Source organism: Nonomuraea montanisoli, from assembly GCF_013363975.1.
GTDB classification, from domain to species: Bacteria; Actinomycetota; Actinomycetes; order Streptosporangiales; family Streptosporangiaceae; genus Nonomuraea; species Nonomuraea montanisoli.
Genome location: NZ_JABWGN010000012.1, coordinates 265,289 through 288,810, shown reverse-complemented (window position 1 = coordinate 288,810; position 23,522 = coordinate 265,289). Strand labels below are relative to the sequence as shown.

Genomic DNA, 23,522 nt, shown 5'->3' with positions numbered 1-23,522 from the left:
GCATGACCATCTCACTGAAGTACTGCCACATCACCGTCAACGACGTGGACGAGGCGCTCGGTTTCTACCGTGACGCGCTCGGCCTGGAGGTGCGCAACGACGTCGCGTCCGGCGGGTTCCGGTGGGTGACGCTCGGCGGCCCGGATCGGCGGGATCCGGAGTTCGTGCTGTCGGAGCCGCACGCGGGTCGTCCTCAGGCCGACGGCGACGCGCTGCAGGAGCTGCTCGTCAAGGGTGTCCTGCCGATGATCGTCTTCAGTGCGGACGATCTCGACGCGACGTTCGAGCGGGTGCGGGCGTCGGGGGCCGAGGTGCTGCAGGAGCCGATCGACCAGCCGTGGGGGCCGCGCGACTGCGCCTTCCGTGACCCGTCGGGCAACATGGTGCGCTTCCAGCAGGAGGTCAAGGCGTAGGCGGGGCTGTTCGGGCGCCGCTGTCGCTCGTGCCCGGCTGGATGTGTGATGCGGCTCACAGGGGTGACGTGTCACGTTGGTTCGGGGTTGTTTGTCCCATGGTCGTCACCGGTCCTCATCGTTCCGTTCCGGTGACCTGACCAGGGGAGTGTGAAGCGATGCGCAGTGACCGCCGTATCGTCGTGCTGGGCGCCGGCTACACGGGCATGTTCGGCGCGATCAGGCTGGCCCGCCGCACCCGGAAGCTCGGCGTCCGGATCACGATGGTCAACCCGTCGAGCCGGTTCGTCGAGCGGCTGCGGTTGCACCAGATCGCCGCCGGGCAGCGGCTGGCCGAGCACCGCATCCCCGACCTGCTGGCCGGGACCGGGGTCGGCTTCGTGAAGGGCGCCGCCACCGCGATCGACCCGCGGGGGCGCGTGGTGGAGATCGACGGCGGCGCGGCGCGGCTGGACTACGACACGCTGGTCTACGCGCTGGGCAGCTCGCCCGACACCGGCACGGTTGCGGGCGCCGACCTGCACGCGTTCACCCTCGACAGTCCGCGGGGCGCCGCCCGGTTCGCCGCCCGTCTGGCCGAGGTCGACGAGGCGGGCGGGAGCGTGACCGTGTGCGGCGGCGGGCTGACCGGCATCGAGGCGGCCGCCGAGATCGCCGAGAGCCACCCCGGGCTGGAGGTCACCCTGATCAGCCTCGACGAGCCCGCCACGATGATGGGCGGCGAGGCCCGCGCGTACCTGATGCGCGCGCTCGAGCGGCTCGGTGTCACGGTCAGGGCCGGCGCGAGGGTCGTCAAGGTGCTGCCCGGCGCGGTCGAGCTGGAGGGCGGTGAGCTGGCCGGCTCCGACGCCTGCCTGTGGACCGCCGGGGTGAGGGTCTCGCCGCTGGCCGCCGAGGCCGGGATCGCGGTGGACGAGCGCGGCCTGATCCTGGTCGACGCGACGCTGCGGTCGATCTCCCACCCCGAGGTGCACGCGATCGGCGACGCGGCGGCGATCCGCATGCCGTGGGGACGGATCCATGGCACCTGCCAGAGCGGGCTGCCCACCGCCCAGTACACCGCCGACGCCGTCGCCCGGCTGCTGCGCGGCAAGCCCGTCGAGCCGTTCCGGTTCGGTTACTTCCATCAGCCCGTCAGCCTGGGACGGCGCGACGCGGTCGTCCAGTTCACGCACGCCGACGACACCCCCGCCCGCCTGCGGCTCACCGGCCGGGCCGCCGTCGTCTACAAGGAGCTGGTCAGCGGCAGCCCTCTGCTGACCTACCGGCTCAGCAGGCGCATGCACGTGACGACCGTCGTCTCCAGGGGCGGCCGTGCCCTCCACCAGGCGGCGCTCTGAGCGGGCGGGGTGGCACCCGGCGCCGTTCGCGGGCCGGCGGATCGAGACGATGAGCGGGTGATGATGGACGCGATGCCCGGATCGGACCCTTACCTCGAGCATCGGCGGCTGCTGTTCGCCACCGCCTACCAGTTGCTGGGCAGCGTCGCCGACGCCGAGGACGTGCTGCAGGACGCCTGGCTGGCGTGGAACGCCGCCGACCGCGCCGAGGTCCGCCGGCCGAGGGCGTATCTGGTGCGGATGGTGACCAACCTGTCGCTGAACCGGCTCACCTGCGCGCGGGCGACGCGGGAGACCTATGTCGGCCCCTGGCTGCCGGAGCCGTTGCTGACCTCGCCCGACGTCGCTGAGGGGAGTGAGGTGGCCGATACCGTCTCCACCGCGTTGATGGTGGTGCTGGAGAGCCTCAGCCCGGTTGAACGCGCGGTGTTCCTGCTGCGGGAGAGCTTCGGCTACTCCCACGCCGAGATCGCCGGCATCCTGGAGCGGCCCGAGCCGGCGATCCGCCAGATCGCGCATCGCGCCCGCGAGCACGTGCAGGCGCGCCGGCCGCGCTTCGACAGCGACCGGGCGCAGCGGGAGCTTGTCACCGCGCGGTTCATCGCGGCCTGCTCGGGCGGCGACCTGAACGCGGTGATGGAGCTGCTGGCGCCGGAGGTGACCGCCTGGTCCGACGGGGGCGGCAAGGTCACGGCGGCGCGCCGTCCGTTGCACGGGCCCGACCATGTCGGCCGGTGGATGCTCGGGGTGCTGGCCAAGCCGCAGGTGAGGGGCGCGGTGTTGCGGCCGGCTGTGATCAACGGCGAGCTGGGCGTGCTGGTCGGCTTCGGGGAGGTGCCCGTCGGCGCGTTGACGTTCGACCTGGTCGAGGGCCGTATTTGGAATCTGCGACTGCAGGTCAACCCGGACAAGCTCGGCGGTCTGCGCCGTCCCTGAGCGCCGGTCAGGGACGGTCGGGACGCAAAGTCATAAGCAACTTATATAAATTGGTGATACATTCTCCTTCGTGCCGACGCGCGGAAAGAACGGAACGGAGGAGCCGTGACAGCGAGCTCAGCCCGCCGAGCCCCCTGCCGGGCGCGATGAGCACGCCGCGAGCTCGCGCCGCCGACGTGAGCGTCACCGACCTGACCTCGGCGCTGGAGGAGTTCACCCGGATGTTCATCCGGCTGCCGTCGGTGCAGCGACTGAGCTTCACCACGCTGTCGGTGCTGCACACGCTGGCCGGCCGCGGCCCGCAGCGGCTGACCGCGCTGGCCGCCGGCGAGCAGGTCACACAGCCCGCCATGACGCAGATGGTGACCAAGCTGCAGCGCGACGGCCTGGTGGAGCGCCGGGCCGACCCGTCCGACAGCCGTGCCGTCCTCGTGCACCTCACCGCGGCGGGCGCGGCCGTCGTCGAAGGGCGCCGGGCCGACCGCGTCGCGCACCTCGCCGAGCTCGCCGGCCACCTGACGCCGGGGGAGTGGGCCGCCGTCACGGCGGCCCTGCCTGCCCTCAGGCGCCTGGTGGACGTCGACCGGCGCCGGCAACAGGAGAAAGGACCGTGATGTCGCCGCTGCGACCGACCCCCATTCACGTGCCCGACGAGGTACTGGCCGACCTGCGCAAGCGCCTGGAGCTGACCCGCTGGCCCGACGACGCGGGCAACGAGGACGGCTCCTACGGCGTCCCCCGCACCTACCTGCGCCCGCTCGTCGAGTACTGGCTCGACGGCTACGACTGGCGCAGGGCCGAAGCCGCGATCAACGCCTACGAGCACTACCACGTCGAGATCGACGGCGTGCCGGTGCACTTCATGCGCAGGCCCGGGGTGGGCCCCGCCCCGACACCGCTGATCCTCACGCACGGCTGGCCCTGGACGTTCTGGCACTGGTCCAAGGTCGTCGACCCGCTGGCCGACCCGGGCGCCCACGGCGGCGACCCGGCCGAGGCGTTCGAGGTGATCGTCCCCTCCTTCCCCGGTTTCGGCTTCTCCAGCCCGCTGCCCGGCCGCCCGGACATGAACTTCTGGAAGGTCGCCGACCTGTGGCACACCCTGATGACCGAGGTCCTCGGCCACGAGAAGTACGGGGCGGCCGGCTGCGACGTGGGCGCCCTGGTCACCGGGCAGCTCGGCCACAAGTACGCCGGAGAGCTGCACGCCGTCCACATCGGCTCCGGGCAGAAGCTCACCCTGTTCAACGGCGACCGGGCCTGGGACCTCAGCGGCGGCCAGCCCATCCCCGAGGGCCTGCCCGCCGACGTCCACGCCAGGATCGTCGAGCTGGACAGGCGCTTCGCCGTCCACCTGGCCGCGCACGTGCTCGCCCCGAGCACCCTGGCCTACGGCCTGACCGACTCGCCCGCCGGGATGCTCGCCTGGATCCTGGAACGCTGGATGAGCTGGAGCGACAACGGCGGCGACATCGAGACCGTCTTCACCAAGGACGACCTGCTCACCCACGCCATGATCTTCTGGGTGACCAACTCGATCAGCACCTCGATCCGCACCTACGCCAACAACAACCGCTACCCCTGGACCCCGTCCCACCCCCGGCAGCCGGCCGTCGAAGCGCCCACCGGCATCACCCTCGTCGGCCACGAGAACCCGCCCGGCGTCACGACCGACCGTCGCGTCGAGCACTTCCGCGGCAGCGACCGGGCGGCCTGGTACAACCTGGTCAACCTCACCGCCCACGACCGCGGCGGCCACTTCATCCCGTGGGAGATCCCCGACGCGTGGGTGGAGGACCTGCGGCGGACCTTCCGTGGCCGGCGCTGACCCCTTTCCACCGGCCGACCGGCCGCCATTCCCTGACGAAGGAGCCACCATGCCCGCATACGCCCTCGCCTACCAGGTTCCCCCCGCCGAGCTGCACGAGGAGGTGTACGAGTACATGGAGCGCATCCAGGACACGCTGGACCCGTTCGGCGGCCGGTTCCTGGTGCACGGGGCGCCGCTGGACGTGCGGGAGGGCGACTGGCCCGGTGTCCTGGTGATCATCGAGTTCCCGGCGATCGAGCAGGCCCGCGCCTGGTACGACTCGCCCGCCTACCGGGCCATCAAGCGGCTGCGCGCCGATCACATCCCCGGCGTCCTGGTGCTGGTCGACGGGGTCGAGCCGGAGCACGACTCGGCGGCGATGGCGGCCGGGCTGCGCGCGGCGGCCCAGGCCGCGCGCACCCTCTGACCCGCGCTGATCAGTACTGCCAGACGGCGGCGCGGCGGTGCCGCGCCGGCGCGACGTCGAGGTCGTCGGCCGCCCCGACGGCCAGCCGGCCGCCGACGGTGGCGTTGACCGCCCGGCGGACCGCCTCCAGCCCGAGACGCAGCCGCCCGCGCGCCCGGCCCTCCTCGATTCCGGCCGCCCACGACACCCACCGGTCTCGCGGCTCGGCCCTGGCCCAGGAGTAGACGTCCACCCTGCGGCGGACGGCGGCCGGGCGCGGCCGGCGCCCGTCCCGCCGCCCCTCCCGCAGGCAGGCGGCGCTGTAACGCAGATCGACGACCGTCACCGTACGCCATGCGGCTCCCCTCAGGCCGGCGCCGCCGGGGTTCGGACGACGGATGTGATGGGCGGTGCGCGACATTCGTTCTCCTCGTGGCACCGCCAGGTCTCTCCTGGCGTGCCTACGTGAAGCCGGCCGGCCCGAATGATCGTTTCCTGGTCATGGCCGGACCTTAGCAGCGCCGGCGGCGTCGCCGTCCGCCTCCTCGAACAGGGCCGCCGCCCGCGCCGCGGTGTCCTGGGCGCGGCGTCCGGTGCTGAGCAGCGCCAGGGCCAGGATGCCGGCGCCGAGCCCGAGCGCCATCCACCACACGCCGTGCTCGGCGCCGGTGTAGGCCGCCCTGCCGCCGCTCAGGGACGTGCCCACGATCGTTCCGGCGATCGCGACGCCCAGGGTGGTGCCGGTCTGCCGGCCCGCCGAGGCCAGCGAGGCCGCCACCCCGGCCATCGAAGGCGGCATCGCCGAGACCGCCGTGTTGGTGATGGGTGGGTTGACGGTGCCCATGAAGACGCCGAACAGCAGATAGGTCACCAGCACGGCCGGCAGCGCCGTGGCCGGTCCCACCCACAGCGACGCGCCGCCGCCCAGCGCCAGCGCGGCGCCGGAGACCACCAGCGGCAGCCGGGGGCCGCGCGCCCCCACCCACCGGCCGGTACGCGGGGAGAGCGCCACCACCAGCACCCCGACCGGCAGCAGGCACAGCCCGGCGCCGAGCGCCGACATGCCGCGTACGTCCTGCAGGTACTGGGTGCTCACGAACAGGAACGCGCCGAACCCGCACAGGGCGAAGATCGCCATCACGATCGCCGCGCTGAACGGCACGCTGCGAAACAGGCGAAGCTCCAGCAGCGGGTCGGCGCGGCGCGGTTCGTGGCGGAGGAGGCCCAGCACGCCGAGCGCGGCCACGGCGAGCAGGGCGAGGATGGCCGGCGACGTCCAGCCCAGCCACCTCGACTCGATGATCGCGTAGACGACGCCGCCCAGGACCGCGACCACCAGGAGCTGGCCCACCGGGTCGAACCGGCGCGCGCGGGCGGCGCGGGACTCGGGCACGAACAGCGCGGCGCACCCGATCGCGGCGGCCACCACCGGCACGTTGACCCAGAAGACCGAGCGCCAGCCGAAGGCGTCGACCAGCGCGCCGCCGAGGATGGGCCCCAGCGCCAGCGACAGGCCGGACACCGAGCCGAACACGCCGATGGCCCTGGCCCGTTCGGCCGGGACGGTGAAGGTGTTCGCGATGATCGCCATCGCCACCGGGTTGAGCATCGTCCCGCCGGCGGCCTGCAGCGCGCGCGCCGCGATCAGCCAGCCGATGCTCGGCGCCAGCCCGCACAACAGCGAGCCGAGCCCGAAGGCGGCCAGGCCCGTCTGGAAGACGCGCCGGCGGCCGACCCGGTCGGCGGTGGATCCGGCCAGCACCAGGAAAGCGGCCAGCACCAGGGTGTAGGCGTCGATCGTCCACTGCAGGTCAGGGACCGAGGCGTGCAGGTCGCGGCGGATCGCCGGCAGCGCGACGTTGACGATCGAGATGTCCATCACCACGACGGCGATGGCGGCGCAGCAGATCGCGAGCACCAGGAACCGCCGGCGCCCGCCGGGCTCGCCGGCCGCGGGTCTGGGCAGCGTAGAAGAACTCATGACCACCGACGCTAGGATTTAGAGCGTGCTCGAAGTCAACCCGCGGCCCGGATCCGGATCCGCCCGCCGCGGTGCCCAGGAGGCTCACGGCCACGGCGACGCTCAAGAGACTCACGGCCAGAACGGGGCTGAAGAGGGTCGCGGCCAGATCGGCGCTCAGGAGGCCGGCGGCCGGAGCGGGGTTCAGGAGGCCGGCGGCCGGAGCGGCGCCGTCCCTGACGGCGCCGAGCAGGAGGGGCTGAGCATCGCCGAGGCCGCCCGCCGCACCGGTGTCAGCGTGCACACCCTGCGCTACTACGAACGCGCCGGCCTGGTCGTCACCCCCGTCGACCGCACCGCCGGCGGCCGGCGCCGCTACCGGCAGCTCGACCTCGACTGGATCAAGGTCTGTACCAAGCTGCGGGCCACCGGCATGCCGATCAAGGCCATCCGCCGCTACGCCGAGCTGGTGGCGGCCGGGCGCGGCAACGAGGAGGACCGGCTCGCCCTGCTGGAGGCCCACCGCGCCGACGTGATCGCCAGGCTCGCCGGGCTCCAGGAGAACCTCACGCTCATCGACCGCAAGATCGGCGTCTACCGGGGCCGGCTCGCCGCCGGTGACGCCGACCGGCTCTGGGCGCCGCAGCGCCCGCCCGGCAGTCGCTGAACGACGTCCGGCCGGTCGAGCTTCACGGAGATCCCCGGCGCCGCGGCGGACATCACCCGGTGCGAAGCGCGCGTTCGCGGGAGGCCGGTGAGATCCGCGCCACCGCAGGACGGGATGCGCGGCAAGCGCGGCGCGCTGCCGAAGGTGGGGCTGCGCTGCCGCGGACCAGGGTGGTGGCGAGCGTGTGGCGTAGGACGTGCGCGGTGGTGGGATCGTCCAGCCCGGCGGTCTGGGCGATCTCGGCGATGATGCCGCCGGCGGCCCGGCTGCTCAGCCGTCCGCCCTTGGCGTTGAGGAACAGGGCCCGGTTGTCGCCGGCGTGGGGCCAGTTGAGGCGTTCGTCGAGCGGCGCAGTACAAGATCAGCGCGATGCAGCGGCCCGGGGCGACAGATGCGCCTCCACGGCGCGCAGCCAGCGGATGCGGGCGCGCTCGGCCAGCGCGCGCGGCGCGTTCTTGGGCAGGTCTTCGCGGCCGACGGCGGCCCAGGCCCCTGCGGACGTGGAAGTCGTCCAGCGCGGTCAGGACGGAGTTGACGTAGAGGCGGCTGCGCCTGGCCGGGCGGTTGCGCAGCAGCCACATCCGGCAGTCGCGCACCGCCCAGTCCCGCATCTGCCGATCGGCGAGGGGAACGGCGGAACAGGTGGCGGCGTGATCGGCCAACCAGGACAGGAACATGCGCACCCGGAAGCGGTAGGTGCGCCGGGTCTCGGCCGACAATGGTGTGCGCTCCAACGCGGCGGCGTACTCCCCGAGGACCGCCTCGTAGGCGGCCGGCAGCCGGGTAGGGCGGGCGCCTGGACCGCGCTTCGTAATCCCGGAAGCCGATCCGGGCGCCTGCGAGGATCCGGAACGCGCAATCTCGGAAGTCGAGTTCGGTGGCGTCGACCATTGAGTCGTGACGTCGAGGTTGAGCGCTCAGCGCTGCAGGTCTTGGCCGCGCGGGCGGCAGCGCTCGTTGCGTCGGTCCGGACAACGAGGGTGAGAAGCGGAGTCTGCGCACTCCGCCCCTGGCTCGCGTGGCTGACGTTTCATTGTCCCCATGCGAACCAGACCCCCTGGGGCTACCGGCTGCGAACGCCGCCCTCATTCTTGAGCCAGTCCGGCATCGGACTGGCTCAAGGATGGGTGGTGGGCGGCACTTCCTCGGTCAAATGCGAAAGAACTCGGTGAGCACGGGGCCGAGGACCTTGGCGTTGACCATGTGCTCGCGCACGTCGAGAGTCCGGCGCTCGGCGTGGGGCAGGCATGCGGCGATCGCGTCGGCGGCCTGGCCGAAGAAGCCGCCCGGAAGACCTGCCATATGCGGGTCGACGCCCGCTCCGGTGCTCACCAGTACCGGCTGATCGATCGTGGACAGTCGCGTGGCGGGTGGAGGCCCCTCTCCCAGGCAGGCGGCATCGTAGGCCAGCGTGTGCGCGAGGTTCAGCAGCGGCGGCCACATCGGCGAGTCTTCCGCGCCGGCGATGGCCTGCTCGGAGGCGCCGGCCAGCCGCATGAACAGCTTCAGCGCCTCGCCATGCTTTTCGCCGGCGAGCGCGACGCGCAACTGCCCGACGTACGCCTGCCAGGTCCGGACGGCGGTGTCGCCGATGGCATAGGGCACGTCGAACACGGCGATCTTGCCGATGGGCAGTCCGGCCGCCGCCGCCTCCAGCGCGAGCGCACCACCGGAGGAGGCGCCGAACAGATGCGCCGGCCCGCCGATCGCGTCGATCAACGCTGCCAGATCCTCGATCTCACGTTCCAGTGCGTACGGCTGCACGTCGCTACTTGCGGCGCGGCCACGGCGAGCGTAGTTGACGGCAGTGAAGTCTTCGGCCAGTTCCTGGGCCAGCGGCCGGTTTTCTGCCCCGTCGTCCAGCCCGCCGCCCACCAGGACGACGACCGGACCGCTGCCGGCCCGCTCGTAGACGATCGACGTACCGTCCCGGGAAGTGACCTGCGGCATCGTTTCTCTCCTCGATCCGGCTATACTCCTGATATAGGAGCGACTACTCCTAAAGAAGGACAAATCGTAGAGTGTCAGGTTCGCGTAGTTATGGAGATCTGTGTGGCATCGCCCGGGCTCTGGATGTCGTGGGTGAGCGCTGGGCCCTCCTGATGGTGCGCGAGCTGGTGTTCGGTCCCAAACGCTTCGTGGATCTGCATCGCGGGCTGTCCGGAGTGAGTCACAACGTGCTGTCGCAGCGCCTGCGGGAGCTCGAGGACTCCGGCGTGGTTGCGCGTCGCGTCCTGGGACCGCCCGCTGGAGCCCGGGTCTACGAGCTGACGCCGCGCGGCCGGGAGCTCGAGCCGGTTCTGCTGGCGCTCGGCCGGTGGGGCAGCTCCATCCCGCCTGCGAGCACGTCGGCGACCGAGTTGAGCACGGACGCGCTGGCTTTCGCCCTCAAGACCACGTTTGTCCCCGCCGCGGCGAGCGATCTATGTGGCCGCTACCAGCTGCGCCTTGGAGACGACGCCTTCTACGCAGAAGTCGCCGAAGGACGGCTGCACATCGCCCGAGGCGAGATTTCCGACGCGGCGGCCACGATCACCTGTGGAGTGCGCGTCCTGCAGGACCTGGTGTTCGGCGGTCGGGACCTCGATGATGCCGTGCATGCCGCAGACGCCGCCGTCACCGGCGACGCATCCACCCTGCGGCGCTTCCTGCGGTGCTTCGCGTCCTGACCCGTAAGCGCCTGTTCCGGACAGCCGCCAGAGCAACGGAAATCTCGCGCTCAACGTCGAAGACCCCGACCTGAACACTCGGCGCCCCCGTTCGGGCTGGCCCGTACGGAGGAGGCCGCCGCGGCGTTGAGGGCCGCGGGAGCCGAGCCCCGCCCGGGCTCGCTCGAGGACCTCGCCGGGCTGCGCGCCGCGGCCGCCGCCGCGGACGGCGTCATCCACCTGGCCTTCGTGCACGACTTCGCGGACTTCCAGGCCGCCGGCCGGACCGACCGGCGGGCCGTCGCGGCGCTCGGCGAGGCGCCGGCGGGATCCGGCCGGCCGTTCGCGATCACCTCGGGCACCGGTCTGCTCCCGCCCGGCCGCGTCGGCACCGAGGAGGACGAGCCGGGAGCGCATTCGCCCCGGGGGGCCGCCGAGCAGGTGGCGTTGTCGTTCGTGGAGCGCGGGGTGCGGGTCTCGGTGATGCGGCTGCCGCTGGTGCACCGGGGAGGGCGTGCCGGTACGCGACGTCGCCGGCGTCGTCGGGCGCCGGCTCGGCGTGCCGGTGACCGCGATCACCGCGCGGCAGGCGGGCGAGCACTTCGGCTGGCCGGCCTCCTTCGTCACGCTCGACATGCCGGCCTCCTCCGCCTTGACCCGGAAGCTGGTGGGCTGGAGTACTAGTGCTGACCGGCCCGGGCTCCTCGCCGATCTGAACGCGGGACACTACTTCACGGACTGAGGCTGCCGATCCAGTGGCGGCATCGGCCGAGGGGGCCCCACTCAGGGGCCCGTGCCCGTGTGGGCGGGCAGCACCGGGACGGCCTCGGGGGTGGTGCTGCGGCGGACGACCTCGTACCGCAGGGGGTGGTGGCGTTCGGGGCGTTCCTCGGCGACGGTGAGGACGTGGCGCAGCGCTCCGGGGCCAGCGGTGAGCAGGTCGCGGACGGCGCGTTCGGCGGGTGCCGCGGCCCCGGCCGCCTCGGCGGCGAGGGCCCGGTGGACGAGATCGTTCACGTGATCCCGGGTCACTGACCGGTGACCTGGCTGCGTGCGATGAGGCCGAGGACGGCGTCCCTGCTCTGGCCGAAGACGGCGACCGTGTCGGCGGCGGCCGCCGCGACGGCCTCCTCGTCCGGGGCGGCGGGCGGTTCGAGGAGGCGGGCCACGGTGTCGGCGAGGACCGCGCCCGGGTCTGCGACGCCGAGCGGCGCGTTGACCGGGTCGGACATCGCGGTGCCGAACCCGGTGAGCACGGCGTGCATGGCGTAGGACTGCTCGGACAGGGGACGGTCGTGGCGGATCAGGCCGTTGCGGCGCAGGATCGGCATGACGGCGTCGCACAGGGCGCTGGGCCTGACGCGGGCGAACACGTCGAGGTCGGCGGCCTGCTGGGTGAGCACCCGCATCAGGTCGGTGTCGCCGTGTTTCAGCCGGGAGGCCAGGGGGAGCCGCAGGCCGGTGCCGACCAGCATCGGCGCCAGGCGGCGCGGCAGCACCGTGGCCGGGTCGGCGGTGATGCGGGCGATGATCTCGTCGAGGAACGTCAGCAGCTCGCGCGCGAACAGGCCGAGGATGAGGTCCTCCTTGGCGGCCCAGTACAGGTAGACGGTGCCCTTGCCGACGCCGGCCGCGTGGGCGATCTCGCTGACCGTGACCTTGCGCACGCCGTGGTCGACCACCAGCTCGCGCGCGCTGTCCAGGATGCGGGCGGCTTTGCGCGAGTGGTGCTCGATCAGCTGGTTCACCGGGGTCGTCCTCTTGTTGCGTGGCTGTGGTCCGTGGCGCGCGACGGGTCGGGCGCTGTGCTGTCGTGGCCGCGCGAGCGGGTCACACGGCGGCGACGTCGAACTCCTTGTTCGCGAAGTCGGGGCCTCTCATTATCTTGCCCATGGCCTGGCGGATGAGCGGCACGTTCAGCAGGCGCAGCATCGCGGCGCGCGTGATCCGTTCCTTGCGGTCGTGGGGCGTGAAGATCTTGCGCATGATCAGCGCGTTGTCCTGCTCGGTCTGGATGAAGGGCCGCATCCGGTCCTCCCACGCGGCCAGCGCGGCGGGCAGGTCGCCGGGGTGGCGCCGCAGCATGGTGCCCAGCAGCTCGCCTCCGGCGATGCCGCTGGAGGCGCCCATGCCCGCGTACAGGGTGACGCACCAGGCGGCGTCGCCGACCAGGACCACCCGGCCGTGGTGCCAGCGCGGCATCCGCACCTGGTTCACCGAGTCGAACAGGAAGTCCGGGGCCCGCTCGAACGCCGTGAGCAGGTTCTCCAGGAGCGGCCCGGTGGGCTGCGGGCCGAAGGCGGCGCGGATGGAGTCGGCGGGCGGGCGGGTGAACTCGGCGTCGACGTCGCCGGTGCGGTAGGAGAACAGCAGGCCCGGCGCATGGTCGGCGAAGGGGAAGACCCACGCCGAGCGGCCGGGCTCGGCCAGGGTCAGGCCCTGGTCCTGGCCGAGACCTTCGATCGGCTCGTCGAGGACGGTGGCGCCGATCATGTAGTTCAGCGGACGCAGGTGGTCCTCGGGGCCGAAGGCCAGCCTGCGTACGGTCGAGCGCATGCCGTCGGCGCCCACCACGAGGTCGAAGCGCTCGGTGACGGTGGCGCCGGAGGCGGTGTCGCGCAGGGTGACCCGCGCGGCGGAGTCGTCCTGGGTGATGCGGGTCGGGACGGTGGAGTAGCGGATCTCCACATCGTCCGGCAGCGCGGCGAACAGCGCCCGTTCGATGTCGCCGCGCAGCACCACCCGGGGTTTGCCGGGCAGGGCGGCCAGGCTCATGCCGACGCTTCGGCGGCCGGCCCGGTTCACCTCGAACGGCGGGCGCCGCGGGGTGCGGTCGCCGATCGCCTCCAGCACGCCCAGCCGGTCGGCGGAGGCGAGGCCGGTGCCGAACAGCATGATGAAGTACCCGCCCGAGCGGCGGGCGGCGGCCCGTTCCACCAGCAGCGGCTCCCAGCCGATCTGCCGCAGCCGCAGCGCGGTGGCGATGCCCGCGATGCCCAGTCCGACCACCAGCGCGCGTCCCTGCCGGGCCGTGTCCGTCATGGCGTTCCCTTTCCGTGAGGTCAGCCGCCACCCTAACCGACGAACTGACCAAAACAGTTCTGTTGGTCAGTTCGTCGGTTAGACTCCGGGCATGAGCGAGTCGCTGAGCGTGGTCGTGACGGGCGGGAACCGCGGCATCGGGCGGGCGGTGGCGGCGGAGGCCGTCCGGCGGGGGCATCGGGTGACGATCGTGGCCCGGCGAGCCGAGGAGGGCACGGCCGCGGCGCGCGAGATCGGGGCGCGGCTCGTCGTCGCGGACCTGGCGTGCGTCCGCACGACGCGGCACGCCGCCGAGGAGATCGCCGCGGCGGTCCCCGGCATCGACGTGCTCGTCCACAACGCGGCGCTGTGGCCCAGCCGCCGCGTGCTCAACGAGGACGGCTTCGAGCAGGCGTTCTTCACCAACCATCTCGCGCCGTTCCAGCTCAACCACCTGCTGGAGGACCGGCTGCGCCGGGTCGTGCAGATCAGCGCGGGCCTGTACGTGACGGGAAAGGTCGACCCCGCGCGGACCCCGACGGGCGAGGACTTCCACCCCATGAAGACCTACGCCGCCACCAAGCTGGCCAACCTGCTGATGCTCCCGCTGTTCGCCGAGCGGTGGCGGGCCGCCGGGGTGACGATCGACGCGGTGCACCCCGGGGTGCTGCGCACCGGGCTCGGCGACCGCGGCGGGGCCCTCGGGCTGGTCCTGAAGCTGGTCAAGCGGACGTGGAAGCCCGCCGAGCACGCGGCCCCGCCCGTGGCGGACCTGCTGGCGGCGCAGGGGACGGGCCGGTACTTCGAGGAGTCGAAGCAGGTCCCGTTGCGGCCGCCGGCCCTCGACACCGCCCTCGCGCGCCGGCTGTGGGACGACGCCGCCGAGGCCCTCGGCGTCGCCTGACTCCGCACAGTGGGGGTCGCGGGGGACGGCGGCGTAGACTTCGGCCGGTGAACCTCCTCTTCCGCCCGGTGGGAGCCTCACCATGAGACCGGTGGACCTGGCGCGCGAGCACGGCCTGTCCACCCAGGCGGTCAGGAACTACGAGGACGCCGGCATCCTGCCGGCCGCCGAACGCACCGTCCACGGCTACCGCACCTACACCCCGCTGCACGCGCAGGCCCTGCGCGCGTTCCTCGCCCTGGTGGCCGGGCACGGCCACCAGACGGCGACGTCGATCATGCAGGCGGTCAACCGGGGCGCCACCGACGACGCGCTGCGGCTCATCGACGCCAGCCACGCCCAGCTCCTCGACGACCGCCGCACCCTGCAGGCCGTCGAGGCCGCGCTGCGCGACTCCCTGGGCGAGCACGCGCCCGTGCCGCAGGAACGCGGCGACACCTTCATCGGCCCCCTGGCCCGCAGGCTCGGCATCCGCCCGGCCACGCTGCGCAAGTGGGAGCGCGCCGGGCTGGTCCGGCCGCGCCGCGATCCGCAGACGGGCTACCGGGTCTACGGCGCGGCCGACGTCCGCGACGTCCGGCTGGCCCACCAGCTCAGGCGCGGCGGCTACCTGCTGGAGCAGATCGCTCCGCTGATCGGCCAGGTCCGCGCGGCCGGCGGGGTGGCGCCGCTGGAGTCGACGCTGCGCGAGTGGGGCGAGCGGCTCTCGGCCAGGGGCCGCGCCATGCTCACGGGCGCGGCCGCCCTGGACGCCTATCTCGACTGCCGGCCTCTCGACTGCCGGCCTCTCGACTGCCGGCCGGCGCCGCGCCCGCGGGCGGATTGATCGCGAGCGTTGAGGCTTCGGAGGCGGGGACGCGCCAGGCCGAGGGCGTGCGTCCGCGGGCGCGCCTGAAGGCCACGCTGAAGGCGAACGGATCCTGGTAGCCGACCCGGCGGGCCACGGTGGCGACGCTGTGGCGGGTGTCGCGGAGCAGGTCGGCGGCCAGGGTCATGCGCCAGTCAGTGAGATAGCCCAGCGGCGGCCGGCCGACCAGGGCGGTGAAGCGCCGGGCGAAGGCGGCGCGGGACATGCCGACCTCGGCGGCCAGTGAGGCGACCGTCCAGCGGTGGGCGGGATCGTCGTGCAGCAGCCGCAGCGCCTCGCCGATCGACGGGTCGCCCAGCGCCCGGTACCAGGCGGGCGGCGTCGCCTCCGGCCTGGTGCACCAGGCCCGCAGCGCGATCACGAGGACCAGGTCCAGGAGCCGGGCGAGGACCGCGTCCTGGCCCGGCTCGTCGCGGGCGGCCTCGGCGGACAGCAGTTCGAGCGCGGTACGGGTACGCGGACCGGCGGGGACGACCGCCAGCGGCGGAAGCAGCTCCAGCAGGCGGGCGGCCACGTCGCCGCGCAGCTCGTACGCGCCGCGGAGCATGACGGTGACCCCCGGCAGGCCCGCCCCGGACCTGCCGGCCCCCGCCGCGTCGCCCCCCGCTGCGCCGGCCTCCGCTGCGCCGGCCTCCGCTGCGTCGGCCTGCGACATGTCGGCGCCGTACGTGCGGGGCGCCGGCATCGGGTGGGCCGGCGCCGGTGCGCCCGTCGGGAGGTACTTGCGCCCGTCCCGGATCACGAACTCCGGCGCGGTCGCCGCATCGTCGGCGATCGTGTACCCCCCGGGGGCGGTGACGAGGGCGATGTCACCCGCGGCCAGGCGCGTCGGAACGCCGCCCGCGACCCGGATCCAGGCATGGCCGCCGAGCGTGGCCGCGACCGTGAGCGGCGGCGCGTCGGCGTAGGCCATGCCCCACGGCGGCCGCCGGATCAGCCGCCTGACCAGGGCGTTCTGCGCGCGAGCCCGATGCAGGAGGTCTGTGAGCACGTCCACCCGATCAGCGTAGACGACCACAAAGGTATTTCAGACTTTCTCCCATGGATCGTCTGAGGGCCGGTGGGGTTGGCTGGGCGGCATGACGAAATCCATCGCAGTGTTCGGAACCGGTCCCGGAGTCGGCCAGGCCGTCGCCCGCCGATACGGCAGGGAGGGGTACGAGGTCGTCCTGGTCGCCCGCCGCCAGGAGCCTTTGGACGCGCTCGCCCGGGAGCTGGCGGCCGGCGGCGTCACCGCGCACGTGGTCACCGCCGACCTCGCCCGGACCGGCGACGTCCCGGCGCTCGCCGAGCGGATCCGCGCGAGCGTCGGCGACCCCACGGCCTTCTACTACGGCCCGGTGCCCGCGGGCCCGATGTTCGTGCCCGCCGTGGACCTCACCCCCGAGCTGCTCCGGGAACGCCTGCCGATCACGATGGACACGCTCCTGGCCCTGGTCCGGGAGTTCCTGCCCGCCATGGTCGAGCGGGGAGACGGCGCCATCCTCAGCGCCCAGGGGGCCGCCGCCGTACGGGGCCGGCCGAACATGAGCGGCTGGCCCACGGTCCTGGCCGCGCAGCGCAACTACCTCCAGTCGCTGGCGGCCGAGGTCGCCGGCAGGGGCGTCCACGTCGGCGCGCTCTACATCGGCGCCCGCATCGTCGGCACCCCCTTCGAGGCCGACTACGAGCGTCGCCGCGCCCAGGGCGAACCCGTGCCCGACATGGCCGCCGCCGACCCCGCCGAGCTGGCCGACATCCTGTGGGACATGCACAGCAGGCGGGATCGGCACGAGAGCGTCGTCCCCGCGGGCCTGCTGGACGGCTGACACCCGCGGGGGCGGGGCGGACGCGCCGGTCGGGAACGGGTCCCGGCCGGCGCGTCACGCACGGCAGGCGACGGGGTCAGCCCAGCCGGCGGGCGAGGAAGCGCACCGCGTCGTCGGCCTCGAAGGCCGGCACGTCCTCGTGCTTGCCGGGGTTGGCGTGCAGCGTCTTCTCGCCCGAGGCCAGGGCGTCGAACAGGGCGAGGGCGTCCTCGCGCGGAACCCGCTCGTCGTCCCACTGCATCAGGAACCGCACGGGTACGGTGACCCGGGAGGCGGCCTCGGCCGAAGCCAGCGACGTCCCGCTCAGCCCCAGCACGGCCGCGCGGATGCGTGGCTCGGCGGCGACCAGCGGGATGCCGAGAGCGCAGCCCAGCGACACGCCCCAGTACCCCACCGGGCCGAGATCGCCGAGCGCGTCCAGGACCGAGCGCCATTCCGGGACGGTCTGGGCGGCCAGCAGCGTGTGGAGCTCGGCCAGCAGCGGGATCGGGTCGCCCGCGCCGGCCATGCGGGCCCGCATCTCGGTGATGATCCGGTCGTGTTCGGCGCTCCTGGGGCGGCCGCCGTGGGCGGGGGCGTCGATGGCGGCCGCCGCGAACCCGCACTCGGCCGCCAGCCGGACGGCACGGGCCACCACGCCGGGGGCCTGCTTGTGCTGTCCGCCGCCGTGTCCGAGCAGGACCAGGGCGCGGGGTTCGGCGTCGTCCGGCGTCCACAGCACGCCGGGGATCTCGCCGAGGGTGAAGGATCGTTCGGTGACGCCGTCGGTCGACGTCAGGGTGGTGAAGCGCATGCGCGTTTCAAGCCTTTCGGGATGCCTTGCGCGGGCGCTCCCTAGGCCATGCGTGGGAGGGAGCCCCGACCTGTCACAGCGTTGATCGGTCTCACCTCCTCCGGTTCGATGCGGTTGCACGGCGCCGCCGAAGGTATCACAACGGGTCCCGCTCACGTCCAGCGCGGGTGCGCGGTGCCTGAGGTGGCACGTCGCGGCGGAGGACGGCGCGTCAGCCCAGGTCGAGGTGGGCGAGTTCGGTGCGGGTGGTGACGCCGAGCTTGGGGAAGGCGCGATAGAGGTGGTGGCTGACGGTCTTGGGGCTGAGGAACAGCTGGGCGGCGATCTCCCGGTTGGTGATCCCCGTGGCGGCCAGGCGTACCACCTGCAGCTCCTGCGGTGAGAGCGAGGCGGCCAGGTCCGGGGCGCCGCGCGTCACCGTCTCACCCGCCGCGCGCAGCTCGGCGCGCGCCCGCTCGGCCCACGGGTTGGCGCCGGCGCGTTCGAAGGTCTCCAGCGCCGCGCGCAGCCGGGTCCGCGACTCGCTCTTGCGGCGGGCGCGGCGCAGCCACTCGCCGTGGAGCAGGTCGGTGCGGGCCCGTTCGAACGGCCGGTTCGCCTCGGCGTGCGCTCGCGCGGCCCGCTCCCAGTGCCCTTCGGCTTCGTCGTCGGGGGCCAGCAGGGCGCGGCAGCGGTGCAGGACGGCCCGCGCCCACGGATGGCCGGCCGCCGTCGCCCAGGACGCGAAGCGGGCCAGCGGCTGCGCGGCGCGGTCGGGCAGGCCCAGCCGTACGGCGGCCTCGATCTGGTCGGGAGCGAAGTAGAAGGGCATGATCTGGTGCCGCAGCGGCCCGCGGGCGGCGGCCTCGAAGCGTTCCAGCGCGAGCTCGAAGCGGCCCTGCCCGAGATCCAGCAGCCCGAGCGCCCACTCGGCCCAGCCGACGATCGTCGCCACCGGATGGGTGCTGACGTGCGCGATCGTACGCTCGGCCAGCTCACGGCAGTCCTGTTCGCGGCCCTCGACGGCGGCCACCATGGCCATGACGCTCTCGAAGTGCGCGATGCGGTGCGTCTGGCCGATGTCGCCGGCCAGGCGGCGGCCCTCGGTCGCGGTCGTGACGGCGTCGCGGAAACGCCCGAGGTACATCTGATGGATCGCCAGCACCGCCTGGCCGAGCGGCAGCAGCCCGATGACGCCGCCGGCGCGGCACTCCTCGATCACCGAGTGGGCGATGGCCAGCCCGTTGTCGAAGTCGCCCGAGATCCCGGCCAGCGAGCAGATGCTGATCCGCAGGGCGGCCAGGCCGGAGGGGATGGCCGCGGCCACGGCGATGAGCTCGCGGAACGGCGGCAGCGCCCGGTCCAGGTCGCCGGCCAGGAAGTCGGCCATCGCGCGGGCCGCCCCCACGAACCCGTCGAGCCCGTCCTGCGGCGTCAGCGGCAGCGCCGCCAGCCGGGCCGCGGACTCGGCGACGGCCGCCGGATCGCTGAGGTACCAGGCGTTGCGCACCGCGTCGAGCAGGAGGAGCGCCGCGCCTTTGTGGTCCAGCTCCGCGATGGAGGCGGCGCCGTCCAGCAGGATCCGGTGGGCGTCGTGGACCGCGCCGCGGTCGAACGCGATCCGGCCGCGCAGCCCCGCCAGCCGGGCGGCGGTCAGCGGGTCGTCGCCGATCCGCCGCGCCTGCTCGGCCAGGACCTGGGCGTGCTCCAGGTCGCCGGCGTCGGCGGCGGCCTCGGCCGCCAGGGCCAGCCGGCGGGCGCGTTCGGCCAGGCCGGGGGTGAGCCGGGCCGCCCGCTCCAGGGCCGCGGCGGCGGCGGCGTGGCCGGCGCGTTCGCGGGCCCGGCCCGCCGCCTGTTCGAGCGCGGCGGCGATCGGCTCGTCGCGGCCGGTCACGGCGGCGGCCAGGTGCCAGGCGCGGCGGTCGGCGTCCTGCTCGTCGTCGAGCGCCGCGGCCAGGGCGCGGTGCGCGGCCAGGCGCTCGTCGTAGGCCGCCCGCCGCGCCGCCGCCGTACGCATCAGCGGGTGGCCGAAGGTCAGGCGCCCGCCGGCGGCGGAGACGAAACCGGCGCGCTCGGCCGGGCCCAGGGCGGCGGCGTCGAGCTCCAGCGTCCCGGCCGCGCGCAGGACGACGTCGAGGTCCCCGGCGTCGTCCAGGGCGGCGACCAGCAGCATCGTCTGGGTGCCGGGAGGCAGGACGGCGATCCGCGCCTCGTAGGCCTCCTGGATCCGGCGCGGCAGCGGCAGCCCTTCCTGCGTGTGCTGCGACGCATCCGACATCCGGGGCAGCTCGATGAGGGCGAGCGGGTTGCCGCCGCTCGCGGCGAGGATCCTGTCGCGTACGGCGGGGCCCAGGCCGGGCGTGCGCTCGCGCAGCAGATCGCCGGCGGCCTGCCGGTCGAGACCTTCGAGCCGCAGCTCCGGGAGCCCGTGCGCGGGGAAGGCCTCCCGGGCCGCGAACAGCAGCGCGATCCCCTCCGAGTGCAGCCGCCGGGCCGCGAACAGCAGCGCCTCGGCCGACGGCCGGTCCATCCACTGGGCGTCGTCGATGAGGCAGAGCAGCGGGCCGTCCTCGGCCAGCTCGGTGAGCAGCGACAGGGCGGCCAGGCCGATGAGGAAGCGGTCCTCGGGCGCGGCGGCGAGGCCGAAGGCGCCCTCCAGCGCCCTGGCCTGCGGCGCCGGAAGCCGGCCGATCCGGTCGAGGGCCGGGCGCAGCAGCAGGTGGAGCGCCGCGAACGGCAGCTCGGCCTCGGTCTCGATGCCGGTGCCGCGCAGCGGCCGCACGTCCCGCGCCGAGCGGGCGGCGTGCTCGAGGAGCGCGGACTTGCCGATGCCGGGCTCGCCGCGCAGGATCAGGCTGCCGCTGCGGCCGGCCGCGGCCCGCGCGACGAGCGCCGCGATCTCCGCCTGTTCCCGCTCCCGCCCCACCAGCATCATCAGAATGTAGCGTCCCGGGCTTGGCCGGGCCGCCGGGGGGCGCACCAGACAGCCGGGGGGCGCACCAGACATTCGTCCGATACCGGACGGACGGTCCCGATCCCTAGCGTCGTACCACGAGACGCGGTCCGCGCGAGGACGCGCCGACATGGGGAGAAAAGCGTGGATTTCCTGATTTTTCTGCTGTTATTCGCAGTTCTGTGCGGATGGCTTGACCAGTGGGCCACCCGCGCCGCCGAGCCGGCCTCCGGGAAAGGACGCTGAGATGTTCGTCGGACACTTCGGGCTGGCCGCCGCGGTCAAGGCGTCCCAGCCGCGCGTCCCGCTGTGGTCGCTCATGCTCGCCACGCAGTTCCTCGACGTGGTCTTCGTGGTGCTGTACCTGGCGGGCGGGATCGAGTCCTTCCAGGCCGTCGCCCCGGGCACCTACGGCGAGGCGCTGATCGACGCGCGCTACACCCACTCGCTGCTGGGCGCGCTGCTGCTGTCGGCCCTGTACGGCGCTCTCGGCGCCTGGCGGTGGGGCCGCAGGGCCGGGTGGGTGCTGGGCGCGACGACGTTCAGCCACTGGCTGCTCGACCTGCTCGTCCACCGCGCCGACCTGCCGCTGCTGCCCGGCAACGCCGGTGACCTGCCGCTGCTCGGCCTCGGGCTGTGGCGGGCCCCGTGGGCCACGGCCGCCGTCGAGGGGGTCCTGCTGGTGGCCGGAGCCGTCCTGTACTTCCGCTCGGTACGGCGGCGCGCCCCGATCACCTGGCGCGCGACGCTCTCCGGCGGCGTCATGGCGCTGCTGCTCGTGCTGGGCCTGGCCGTCGACGTCCTCACCTAGGAGGCGCGCCGAGATGTTCGTTGACGTGCCGGGCGGCCGTCTGGCCTACGACTGCGCCGGCGAAGGGCCGCTCGTCGTGTGCGTACCCGGCCTGGGCGACATCCGCGGGGCCTACCGGTCGCTGCGCCCCCTGCTGGTGGAGGCCGGTTACCGGGTGGTGACGACGGACCTGCGCGGCCACGGGGAGTCGTCGGCGGGGTGGGACGACTACTCCCAGGCCGCGGTGGGCGGCGACCTCGTGGCCCTGCTGGAGGAGCTGGACGCGCCCGGCGCCGTGCTGCTCGGCAACTCCTACGCCGGGGGCGGGATCGTCCACGCCGCCGCCGAGGCGCCCGAGCGGGTGGCCGGCATCGTGGTGATCGACGGTTTCGTCAGAGCCGTCCCGCTCAACGTCGCCGTCCGCGCGCTGCTCCGGCTGGTCGCCGCGTCCCCGCGCCTGTGGAGCCTCTCCTACGCCATGGCGCACCGCACCGCCAAGCCCGCCGACCTGGGCGAACACCGCGCCAGGCTGGTGGCCATGCTGCGCCAGCGCGGACGGCGCGAGGCGATGCGCGCCATGCTCCTCAACCGCGAACCCGACGCCGGGCGGGCCGCCGCCCAGGTCCGCTGCCCGGTCCTGGTCCTCATGGGGGCCAAGGACCCCGACTTCCCCGACCCGGCGGCGGAGGCGCGGACCCAGGCGTCGCTGCTGCGCGGGCAGGCCGTCGTGATCGACGACGCGGGCCACTACCCGATGTCGGAGTTCCCCGAGCGCACGGCCGCGGCGCTGCTGCCGTTCCTGAAGAACGTCTTCTGACCCCGGGACCTGGGATCCGGCTCGTCGGCGAGCGGCAGGCGTGCGGTGACGCGGAAGCCGCCGCCGGGCCGGGGGCCCGCGTCGAAGTCGCCGTCCAGCAGGGCGACCCGTTCCCGCATGCCGGTGATGCCGTGCCCGCCGCCGCCCTCGCGGACGACGGCGGGCCGAGCGGCGGATCGGGCGGTGGCGGGCCCGTCGTCGACGACCTCGATGCGCAGGTCCTCCTCCCCGTGGTCGATCACGACCCGGCAGTGGTCGGCGCCCGCGTGGCGCAGCACGTTCGTCACCGACTCCTGGATGATGCGGAAGGCGGACCGGTCGACGGCGGCGGGCAGAGGGCGGGGCTCACCGCGCCGGCGCACGTCCACCCGCAGACCGGCGGCCGTGGTCGTCCGGACCAGCCGGTCCAGATCGTCCAGCCCGGCCGGGAACGCCGCTCCGCCGCGACGTCCGCCCTCGGACGGGCCGGGACGCCCGCCCTCGGACGGGCCGGGATGGTCGCGCCCGGGCACGCCCGGATGCCTGCTCCCGGGCGCGCCCGGATGCCCGTCCTCGGGCGCGCGGAGCACGCCGAGCAGGTGCCGCAGCCCCTTCAACGTCTGCCTGCCGGTGGCCTCGATCGCCTCCAGCGCCTCGCGCGCCCGCTCCGGACTGTCGTCGATCACCCGGGCGCCCGCGCCGGCCTGGATGGCGATGACGCCGATGCTGTGCGCGACCATGTCGTGCAGCTCACGCGCTATGCGCAGCCGCTCCTCGGTGACCGTCCGGGCCTCGGCGTGCGCGCGCAGCGCCAGCTCGTACGCGCGCCGCTGCCGGACGAACGTCCCGGCCAGCCACGCCACCGCGACGCCGAGCCCCAGCAGGCCCGCAAGCCCGGCGAACCCCGGCGCCCCCGCGCGCAGGCCGTGACGCGCCAGATCCACCTGGTAGGCCGTCTCCTGCACGAGCAGCGCGACGGCCGCCGCCGCCAGACCCGCGCGGCGCGACCGGGCGGCGGCGAGCAGGCAGACCAGGACGTCGGCCGCGGGGAAGAGCGGCCAGAACCGCTGGGCCGGCGCTCCCAGGACCATCGCCGCGACGGCCCCGCTCAGCACCACCGCGAGCACCACACCCGGCCGCCGCCGCGCCCAGGCCAGGGGAACGGCCATGGCCGCAGCGAACGCCGCATGGGAGGCGCCCACCGGGAGCAGGTTCTCGCCGTCGGTCAGCGTCACGGCGTACAGCGGCGGCACCAAGGCCGCCACGCCGCACCAGGCGAGCAGCGTCCGCACGCCACGGGGCAACCGTGACCAAAGGGGTGGCCTGGGCGTTCTGTCGCGCACCCGGTCGATCGTAGTGACCCGCTCGCGTCCCGGCATCGGCCCGCGGGCCTATGCCCGCAGGCCACCCCCGCGCCGTGGAAACCGGCC

The 23,522-nt window shown here is 74.0% G+C and carries 24 protein-coding genes and 1 pseudogene; 14 read left to right on the top strand and 11 right to left on the bottom strand.

All coding sequences use genetic code 11. The features are described 5' to 3' along the window. Positions 1–2: 2 nt before the first annotated feature. From HTZ77_RS31085 to HTZ77_RS31060, 6 genes are all read left to right on the top strand, one after another. Positions 3–413 (top strand): VOC family protein, encoded by a 411-nt coding sequence (locus HTZ77_RS31085; RefSeq protein WP_175593255.1) that lies wholly within the window; start codon positions 3–5, stop codon positions 411–413. A 158-nt stretch (positions 414–571) separates the two neighbouring features. Then, a complete protein-coding gene (locus HTZ77_RS31080; protein ID WP_175593254.1) occupies positions 572–1,753 on the top strand; it encodes an NAD(P)/FAD-dependent oxidoreductase in 1,182 nt (393 codons plus the stop codon). Positions 1,754–1,825: 72 nt separating this feature from the next. Continuing rightward, positions 1,826–2,689 (top strand): RNA polymerase sigma-70 factor, encoded by an 864-nt coding sequence (locus HTZ77_RS31075; protein WP_205303958.1) that lies wholly within the window; start codon positions 1,826–1,828, stop codon positions 2,687–2,689. A gap of 146 nt (positions 2,690–2,835) precedes the next feature. Beyond that, on the top strand, positions 2,836–3,303 hold the full coding sequence (locus HTZ77_RS31070) for a MarR family winged helix-turn-helix transcriptional regulator (RefSeq protein ID WP_175593252.1): 468 nt from the start codon (positions 2,836–2,838) through the stop codon (positions 3,301–3,303). Then, complete coding sequence (locus tag HTZ77_RS31065; RefSeq protein WP_175593251.1) at positions 3,303–4,517, top strand: epoxide hydrolase family protein; 1,215 nt, start codon at positions 3,303–3,305, stop codon at positions 4,515–4,517. Before HTZ77_RS31070 ends, HTZ77_RS31065 begins: the two co-directional genes overlap by 1 nt. A gap of 49 nt (positions 4,518–4,566) precedes the next feature. After that, the gene (locus HTZ77_RS31060) at positions 4,567–4,926 is read left to right on the top strand and encodes a DUF1330 domain-containing protein (protein ID WP_175593250.1); all 360 of its coding nucleotides are present in this window, start codon (positions 4,567–4,569) and stop codon (positions 4,924–4,926) included. Between the two features lie 10 nt (positions 4,927–4,936). Here HTZ77_RS31060 and HTZ77_RS31055 read toward each other — a convergent pair whose 3' ends face one another. Both HTZ77_RS31055 and HTZ77_RS31050 read right to left on the bottom strand, forming a co-directional pair. Continuing rightward, positions 4,937–5,251, bottom strand: a complete 315-nt coding sequence (locus HTZ77_RS31055; protein WP_175593249.1) for a hypothetical protein — start codon at positions 5,249–5,251, stop codon at positions 4,937–4,939. Between the two features lie 153 nt (positions 5,252–5,404). Continuing rightward, positions 5,405–6,886, bottom strand: a complete 1,482-nt coding sequence (locus HTZ77_RS31050; RefSeq protein WP_175593248.1) for an MFS transporter — start codon at positions 6,884–6,886, stop codon at positions 5,405–5,407. Positions 6,887–6,911: 25 nt separating this feature from the next. Between HTZ77_RS31050 and HTZ77_RS31045 the strand changes: the two genes are divergently transcribed. Continuing rightward, positions 6,912–7,532: a MerR family transcriptional regulator gene (locus tag HTZ77_RS31045; protein WP_328808866.1), complete on the top strand. Its 621-nt coding sequence runs from the start codon at positions 6,912–6,914 to the stop codon at positions 7,530–7,532. Positions 7,533–7,584: 52 nt separating this feature from the next. Here the strand turns inward: HTZ77_RS31045 and HTZ77_RS48825 are convergent. Continuing rightward, positions 7,585–7,842 (bottom strand): annotated as a pseudogene (locus tag HTZ77_RS48825) (tyrosine-type recombinase/integrase); the annotation flags it as partial. An 839-nt stretch (positions 7,843–8,681) separates the two neighbouring features. Next, a complete protein-coding gene (locus HTZ77_RS31035; RefSeq protein WP_175593247.1) occupies positions 8,682–9,482 on the bottom strand; it encodes an alpha/beta fold hydrolase in 801 nt (266 codons plus the stop codon). 128 nt (positions 9,483–9,610) lie between these two features. Here HTZ77_RS31035 and HTZ77_RS31030 point away from each other — a divergent pair, with 128 nt between their 5' ends. Then, positions 9,611–10,201: a winged helix-turn-helix transcriptional regulator gene (locus HTZ77_RS31030; protein ID WP_328808864.1), complete on the top strand. Its 591-nt coding sequence runs from the start codon at positions 9,611–9,613 to the stop codon at positions 10,199–10,201. Positions 10,202–10,327: 126 nt separating this feature from the next. Then, positions 10,328–10,864, top strand: coding sequence for a Rossmann-fold NAD(P)-binding domain-containing protein (locus HTZ77_RS31025; protein ID WP_175593245.1), 537 nt, complete (start codon positions 10,328–10,330; stop codon positions 10,862–10,864). A 99-nt stretch (positions 10,865–10,963) separates the two neighbouring features. Here the strand turns inward: HTZ77_RS31025 and HTZ77_RS31020 are convergent, their stop codons facing one another. From HTZ77_RS31020 to HTZ77_RS31010, 3 genes are all read right to left on the bottom strand, one after another. Beyond that, a complete protein-coding gene (locus tag HTZ77_RS31020; RefSeq protein WP_175593244.1) occupies positions 10,964–11,197 on the bottom strand; it encodes a hypothetical protein in 234 nt (77 codons plus the stop codon). 11 nt (positions 11,198–11,208) lie between these two features. Further along, positions 11,209–11,928, bottom strand: coding sequence for a TetR/AcrR family transcriptional regulator (locus HTZ77_RS31015; RefSeq protein WP_175593243.1), 720 nt, complete (start codon positions 11,926–11,928; stop codon positions 11,209–11,211). 82 nt (positions 11,929–12,010) lie between these two features. After that, on the bottom strand, positions 12,011–13,222 hold the full coding sequence (locus HTZ77_RS31010; RefSeq protein ID WP_175593242.1) for an FAD-dependent monooxygenase: 1,212 nt from the start codon (positions 13,220–13,222) through the stop codon (positions 12,011–12,013). A gap of 91 nt (positions 13,223–13,313) precedes the next feature. Between HTZ77_RS31010 and HTZ77_RS31005 the strand changes: the two genes are divergently transcribed. Together HTZ77_RS31005 and HTZ77_RS31000 are read left to right on the top strand one after the other, a co-directional pair. After that, positions 13,314–14,105, top strand: coding sequence for an SDR family NAD(P)-dependent oxidoreductase (locus HTZ77_RS31005; protein ID WP_175593241.1), 792 nt, complete (start codon positions 13,314–13,316; stop codon positions 14,103–14,105). 82 nt (positions 14,106–14,187) lie between these two features. Then, the gene (locus HTZ77_RS31000; RefSeq protein ID WP_205303956.1) at positions 14,188–14,931 is read left to right on the top strand and encodes a TioE family transcriptional regulator; all 744 of its coding nucleotides are present in this window, start codon (positions 14,188–14,190) and stop codon (positions 14,929–14,931) included. Here HTZ77_RS31000 and HTZ77_RS48450 read toward each other — a convergent pair. Then, positions 14,834–15,970 carry an AraC family transcriptional regulator gene (locus HTZ77_RS48450; RefSeq protein ID WP_175593240.1) on the bottom strand — a complete coding sequence of 379 codons (1,137 nt, stop codon included), beginning with the start codon at positions 15,968–15,970 and terminating at the stop codon, positions 14,834–14,836. The genes HTZ77_RS31000 and HTZ77_RS48450 overlap by 98 nt on opposite strands. An 82-nt stretch (positions 15,971–16,052) precedes the next feature. On the opposite strand from HTZ77_RS48450, the gene HTZ77_RS30990 reads away from it, so the two are divergent. Next, complete coding sequence (locus HTZ77_RS30990; RefSeq protein WP_175593239.1) at positions 16,053–16,781, top strand: SDR family NAD(P)-dependent oxidoreductase; 729 nt, start codon at positions 16,053–16,055, stop codon at positions 16,779–16,781. A gap of 76 nt (positions 16,782–16,857) precedes the next feature. On the opposite strand, the gene HTZ77_RS30985 is transcribed toward HTZ77_RS30990, so the two are convergent. Both HTZ77_RS30985 and HTZ77_RS30980 read right to left on the bottom strand, forming a co-directional pair. After that, the gene (locus tag HTZ77_RS30985; RefSeq protein WP_175593238.1) at positions 16,858–17,574 is read right to left on the bottom strand and encodes a dienelactone hydrolase family protein; all 717 of its coding nucleotides are present in this window, start codon (positions 17,572–17,574) and stop codon (positions 16,858–16,860) included. A 211-nt stretch (positions 17,575–17,785) separates the two neighbouring features. Continuing rightward, on the bottom strand, positions 17,786–20,488 hold the full coding sequence (locus tag HTZ77_RS30980) for an AAA family ATPase (protein WP_235995423.1): 2,703 nt from the start codon (positions 20,486–20,488) through the stop codon (positions 17,786–17,788). Positions 20,489–20,753: 265 nt separating this feature from the next. On the opposite strand from HTZ77_RS30980, the gene HTZ77_RS30975 reads away from it, so the two are divergent. Together HTZ77_RS30975 and HTZ77_RS30970 are read left to right on the top strand one after the other, a co-directional pair. Next, positions 20,754–21,317, top strand: coding sequence for a permease (locus HTZ77_RS30975; protein ID WP_175593237.1), 564 nt, complete (start codon positions 20,754–20,756; stop codon positions 21,315–21,317). 13 nt (positions 21,318–21,330) lie between these two features. Further along, the gene (locus HTZ77_RS30970; RefSeq protein WP_175593236.1) at positions 21,331–22,113 is read left to right on the top strand and encodes an alpha/beta fold hydrolase; all 783 of its coding nucleotides are present in this window, start codon (positions 21,331–21,333) and stop codon (positions 22,111–22,113) included. Here the strand turns inward: HTZ77_RS30970 and HTZ77_RS30965 are convergent. After that, positions 22,044–23,384 carry a sensor histidine kinase gene (locus HTZ77_RS30965; RefSeq protein ID WP_328808862.1) on the bottom strand — a complete coding sequence of 447 codons (1,341 nt, stop codon included), beginning with the start codon at positions 23,382–23,384 and terminating at the stop codon, positions 22,044–22,046. The genes HTZ77_RS30970 and HTZ77_RS30965 overlap by 70 nt on opposite strands. Positions 23,385–23,522: the final 138 nt, after the last annotated feature.

Bases quoted from the DNA above. Each gene is read 5' to 3' on its own strand.
- HTZ77_RS31060 (WP_175593250.1), top strand. From the start codon at position 4,567: ATGCCCGCATACGCCCTCGCCTACCAGGTTCCCCCCGCCGAGCTGCAC.
- HTZ77_RS30990 (WP_175593239.1), top strand. From the start codon at position 16,053: ATGACGAAATCCATCGCAGTGTTCGGAACCGGTCCCGGAGTCGGCCAG.
- HTZ77_RS31075 (WP_205303958.1), top strand. From the start codon at position 1,826: ATGCCCGGATCGGACCCTTACCTCGAGCATCGGCGGCTGCTGTTCGCC.
- HTZ77_RS31085 (WP_175593255.1), top strand. From the start codon at position 3: ATGACCATCTCACTGAAGTACTGCCACATCACCGTCAACGACGTGGAC.
- HTZ77_RS31050 (WP_175593248.1), bottom strand. From the start codon at position 6,886: ATGAGTTCTTCTACGCTGCCCAGACCCGCGGCCGGCGAGCCCGGCGGG.
- HTZ77_RS31005 (WP_175593241.1), top strand. From the start codon at position 13,314: ATGAGCGAGTCGCTGAGCGTGGTCGTGACGGGCGGGAACCGCGGCATC.
- HTZ77_RS30985 (WP_175593238.1), bottom strand. From the start codon at position 17,574: ATGCGCTTCACCACCCTGACGTCGACCGACGGCGTCACCGAACGATCC.
- HTZ77_RS31070 (WP_175593252.1), top strand. From the start codon at position 2,836: ATGAGCACGCCGCGAGCTCGCGCCGCCGACGTGAGCGTCACCGACCTG.
- HTZ77_RS31035 (WP_175593247.1), bottom strand. From the start codon at position 9,482: ATGCCGCAGGTCACTTCCCGGGACGGTACGTCGATCGTCTACGAGCGG.
- HTZ77_RS31080 (WP_175593254.1), top strand. From the start codon at position 572: ATGCGCAGTGACCGCCGTATCGTCGTGCTGGGCGCCGGCTACACGGGC.
- HTZ77_RS31000 (WP_205303956.1), top strand. From the start codon at position 14,188: ATGAGACCGGTGGACCTGGCGCGCGAGCACGGCCTGTCCACCCAGGCG.
- HTZ77_RS30980 (WP_235995423.1), bottom strand. From the start codon at position 20,488: ATGATGCTGGTGGGGCGGGAGCGGGAACAGGCGGAGATCGCGGCGCTC.
- HTZ77_RS31010 (WP_175593242.1), bottom strand. From the start codon at position 13,222: ATGACGGACACGGCCCGGCAGGGACGCGCGCTGGTGGTCGGACTGGGC.
- HTZ77_RS30975 (WP_175593237.1), top strand. From the start codon at position 20,754: ATGTTCGTCGGACACTTCGGGCTGGCCGCCGCGGTCAAGGCGTCCCAG.
- HTZ77_RS30970 (WP_175593236.1), top strand. From the start codon at position 21,331: ATGTTCGTTGACGTGCCGGGCGGCCGTCTGGCCTACGACTGCGCCGGC.
- HTZ77_RS31065 (WP_175593251.1), top strand. From the start codon at position 3,303: ATGTCGCCGCTGCGACCGACCCCCATTCACGTGCCCGACGAGGTACTG.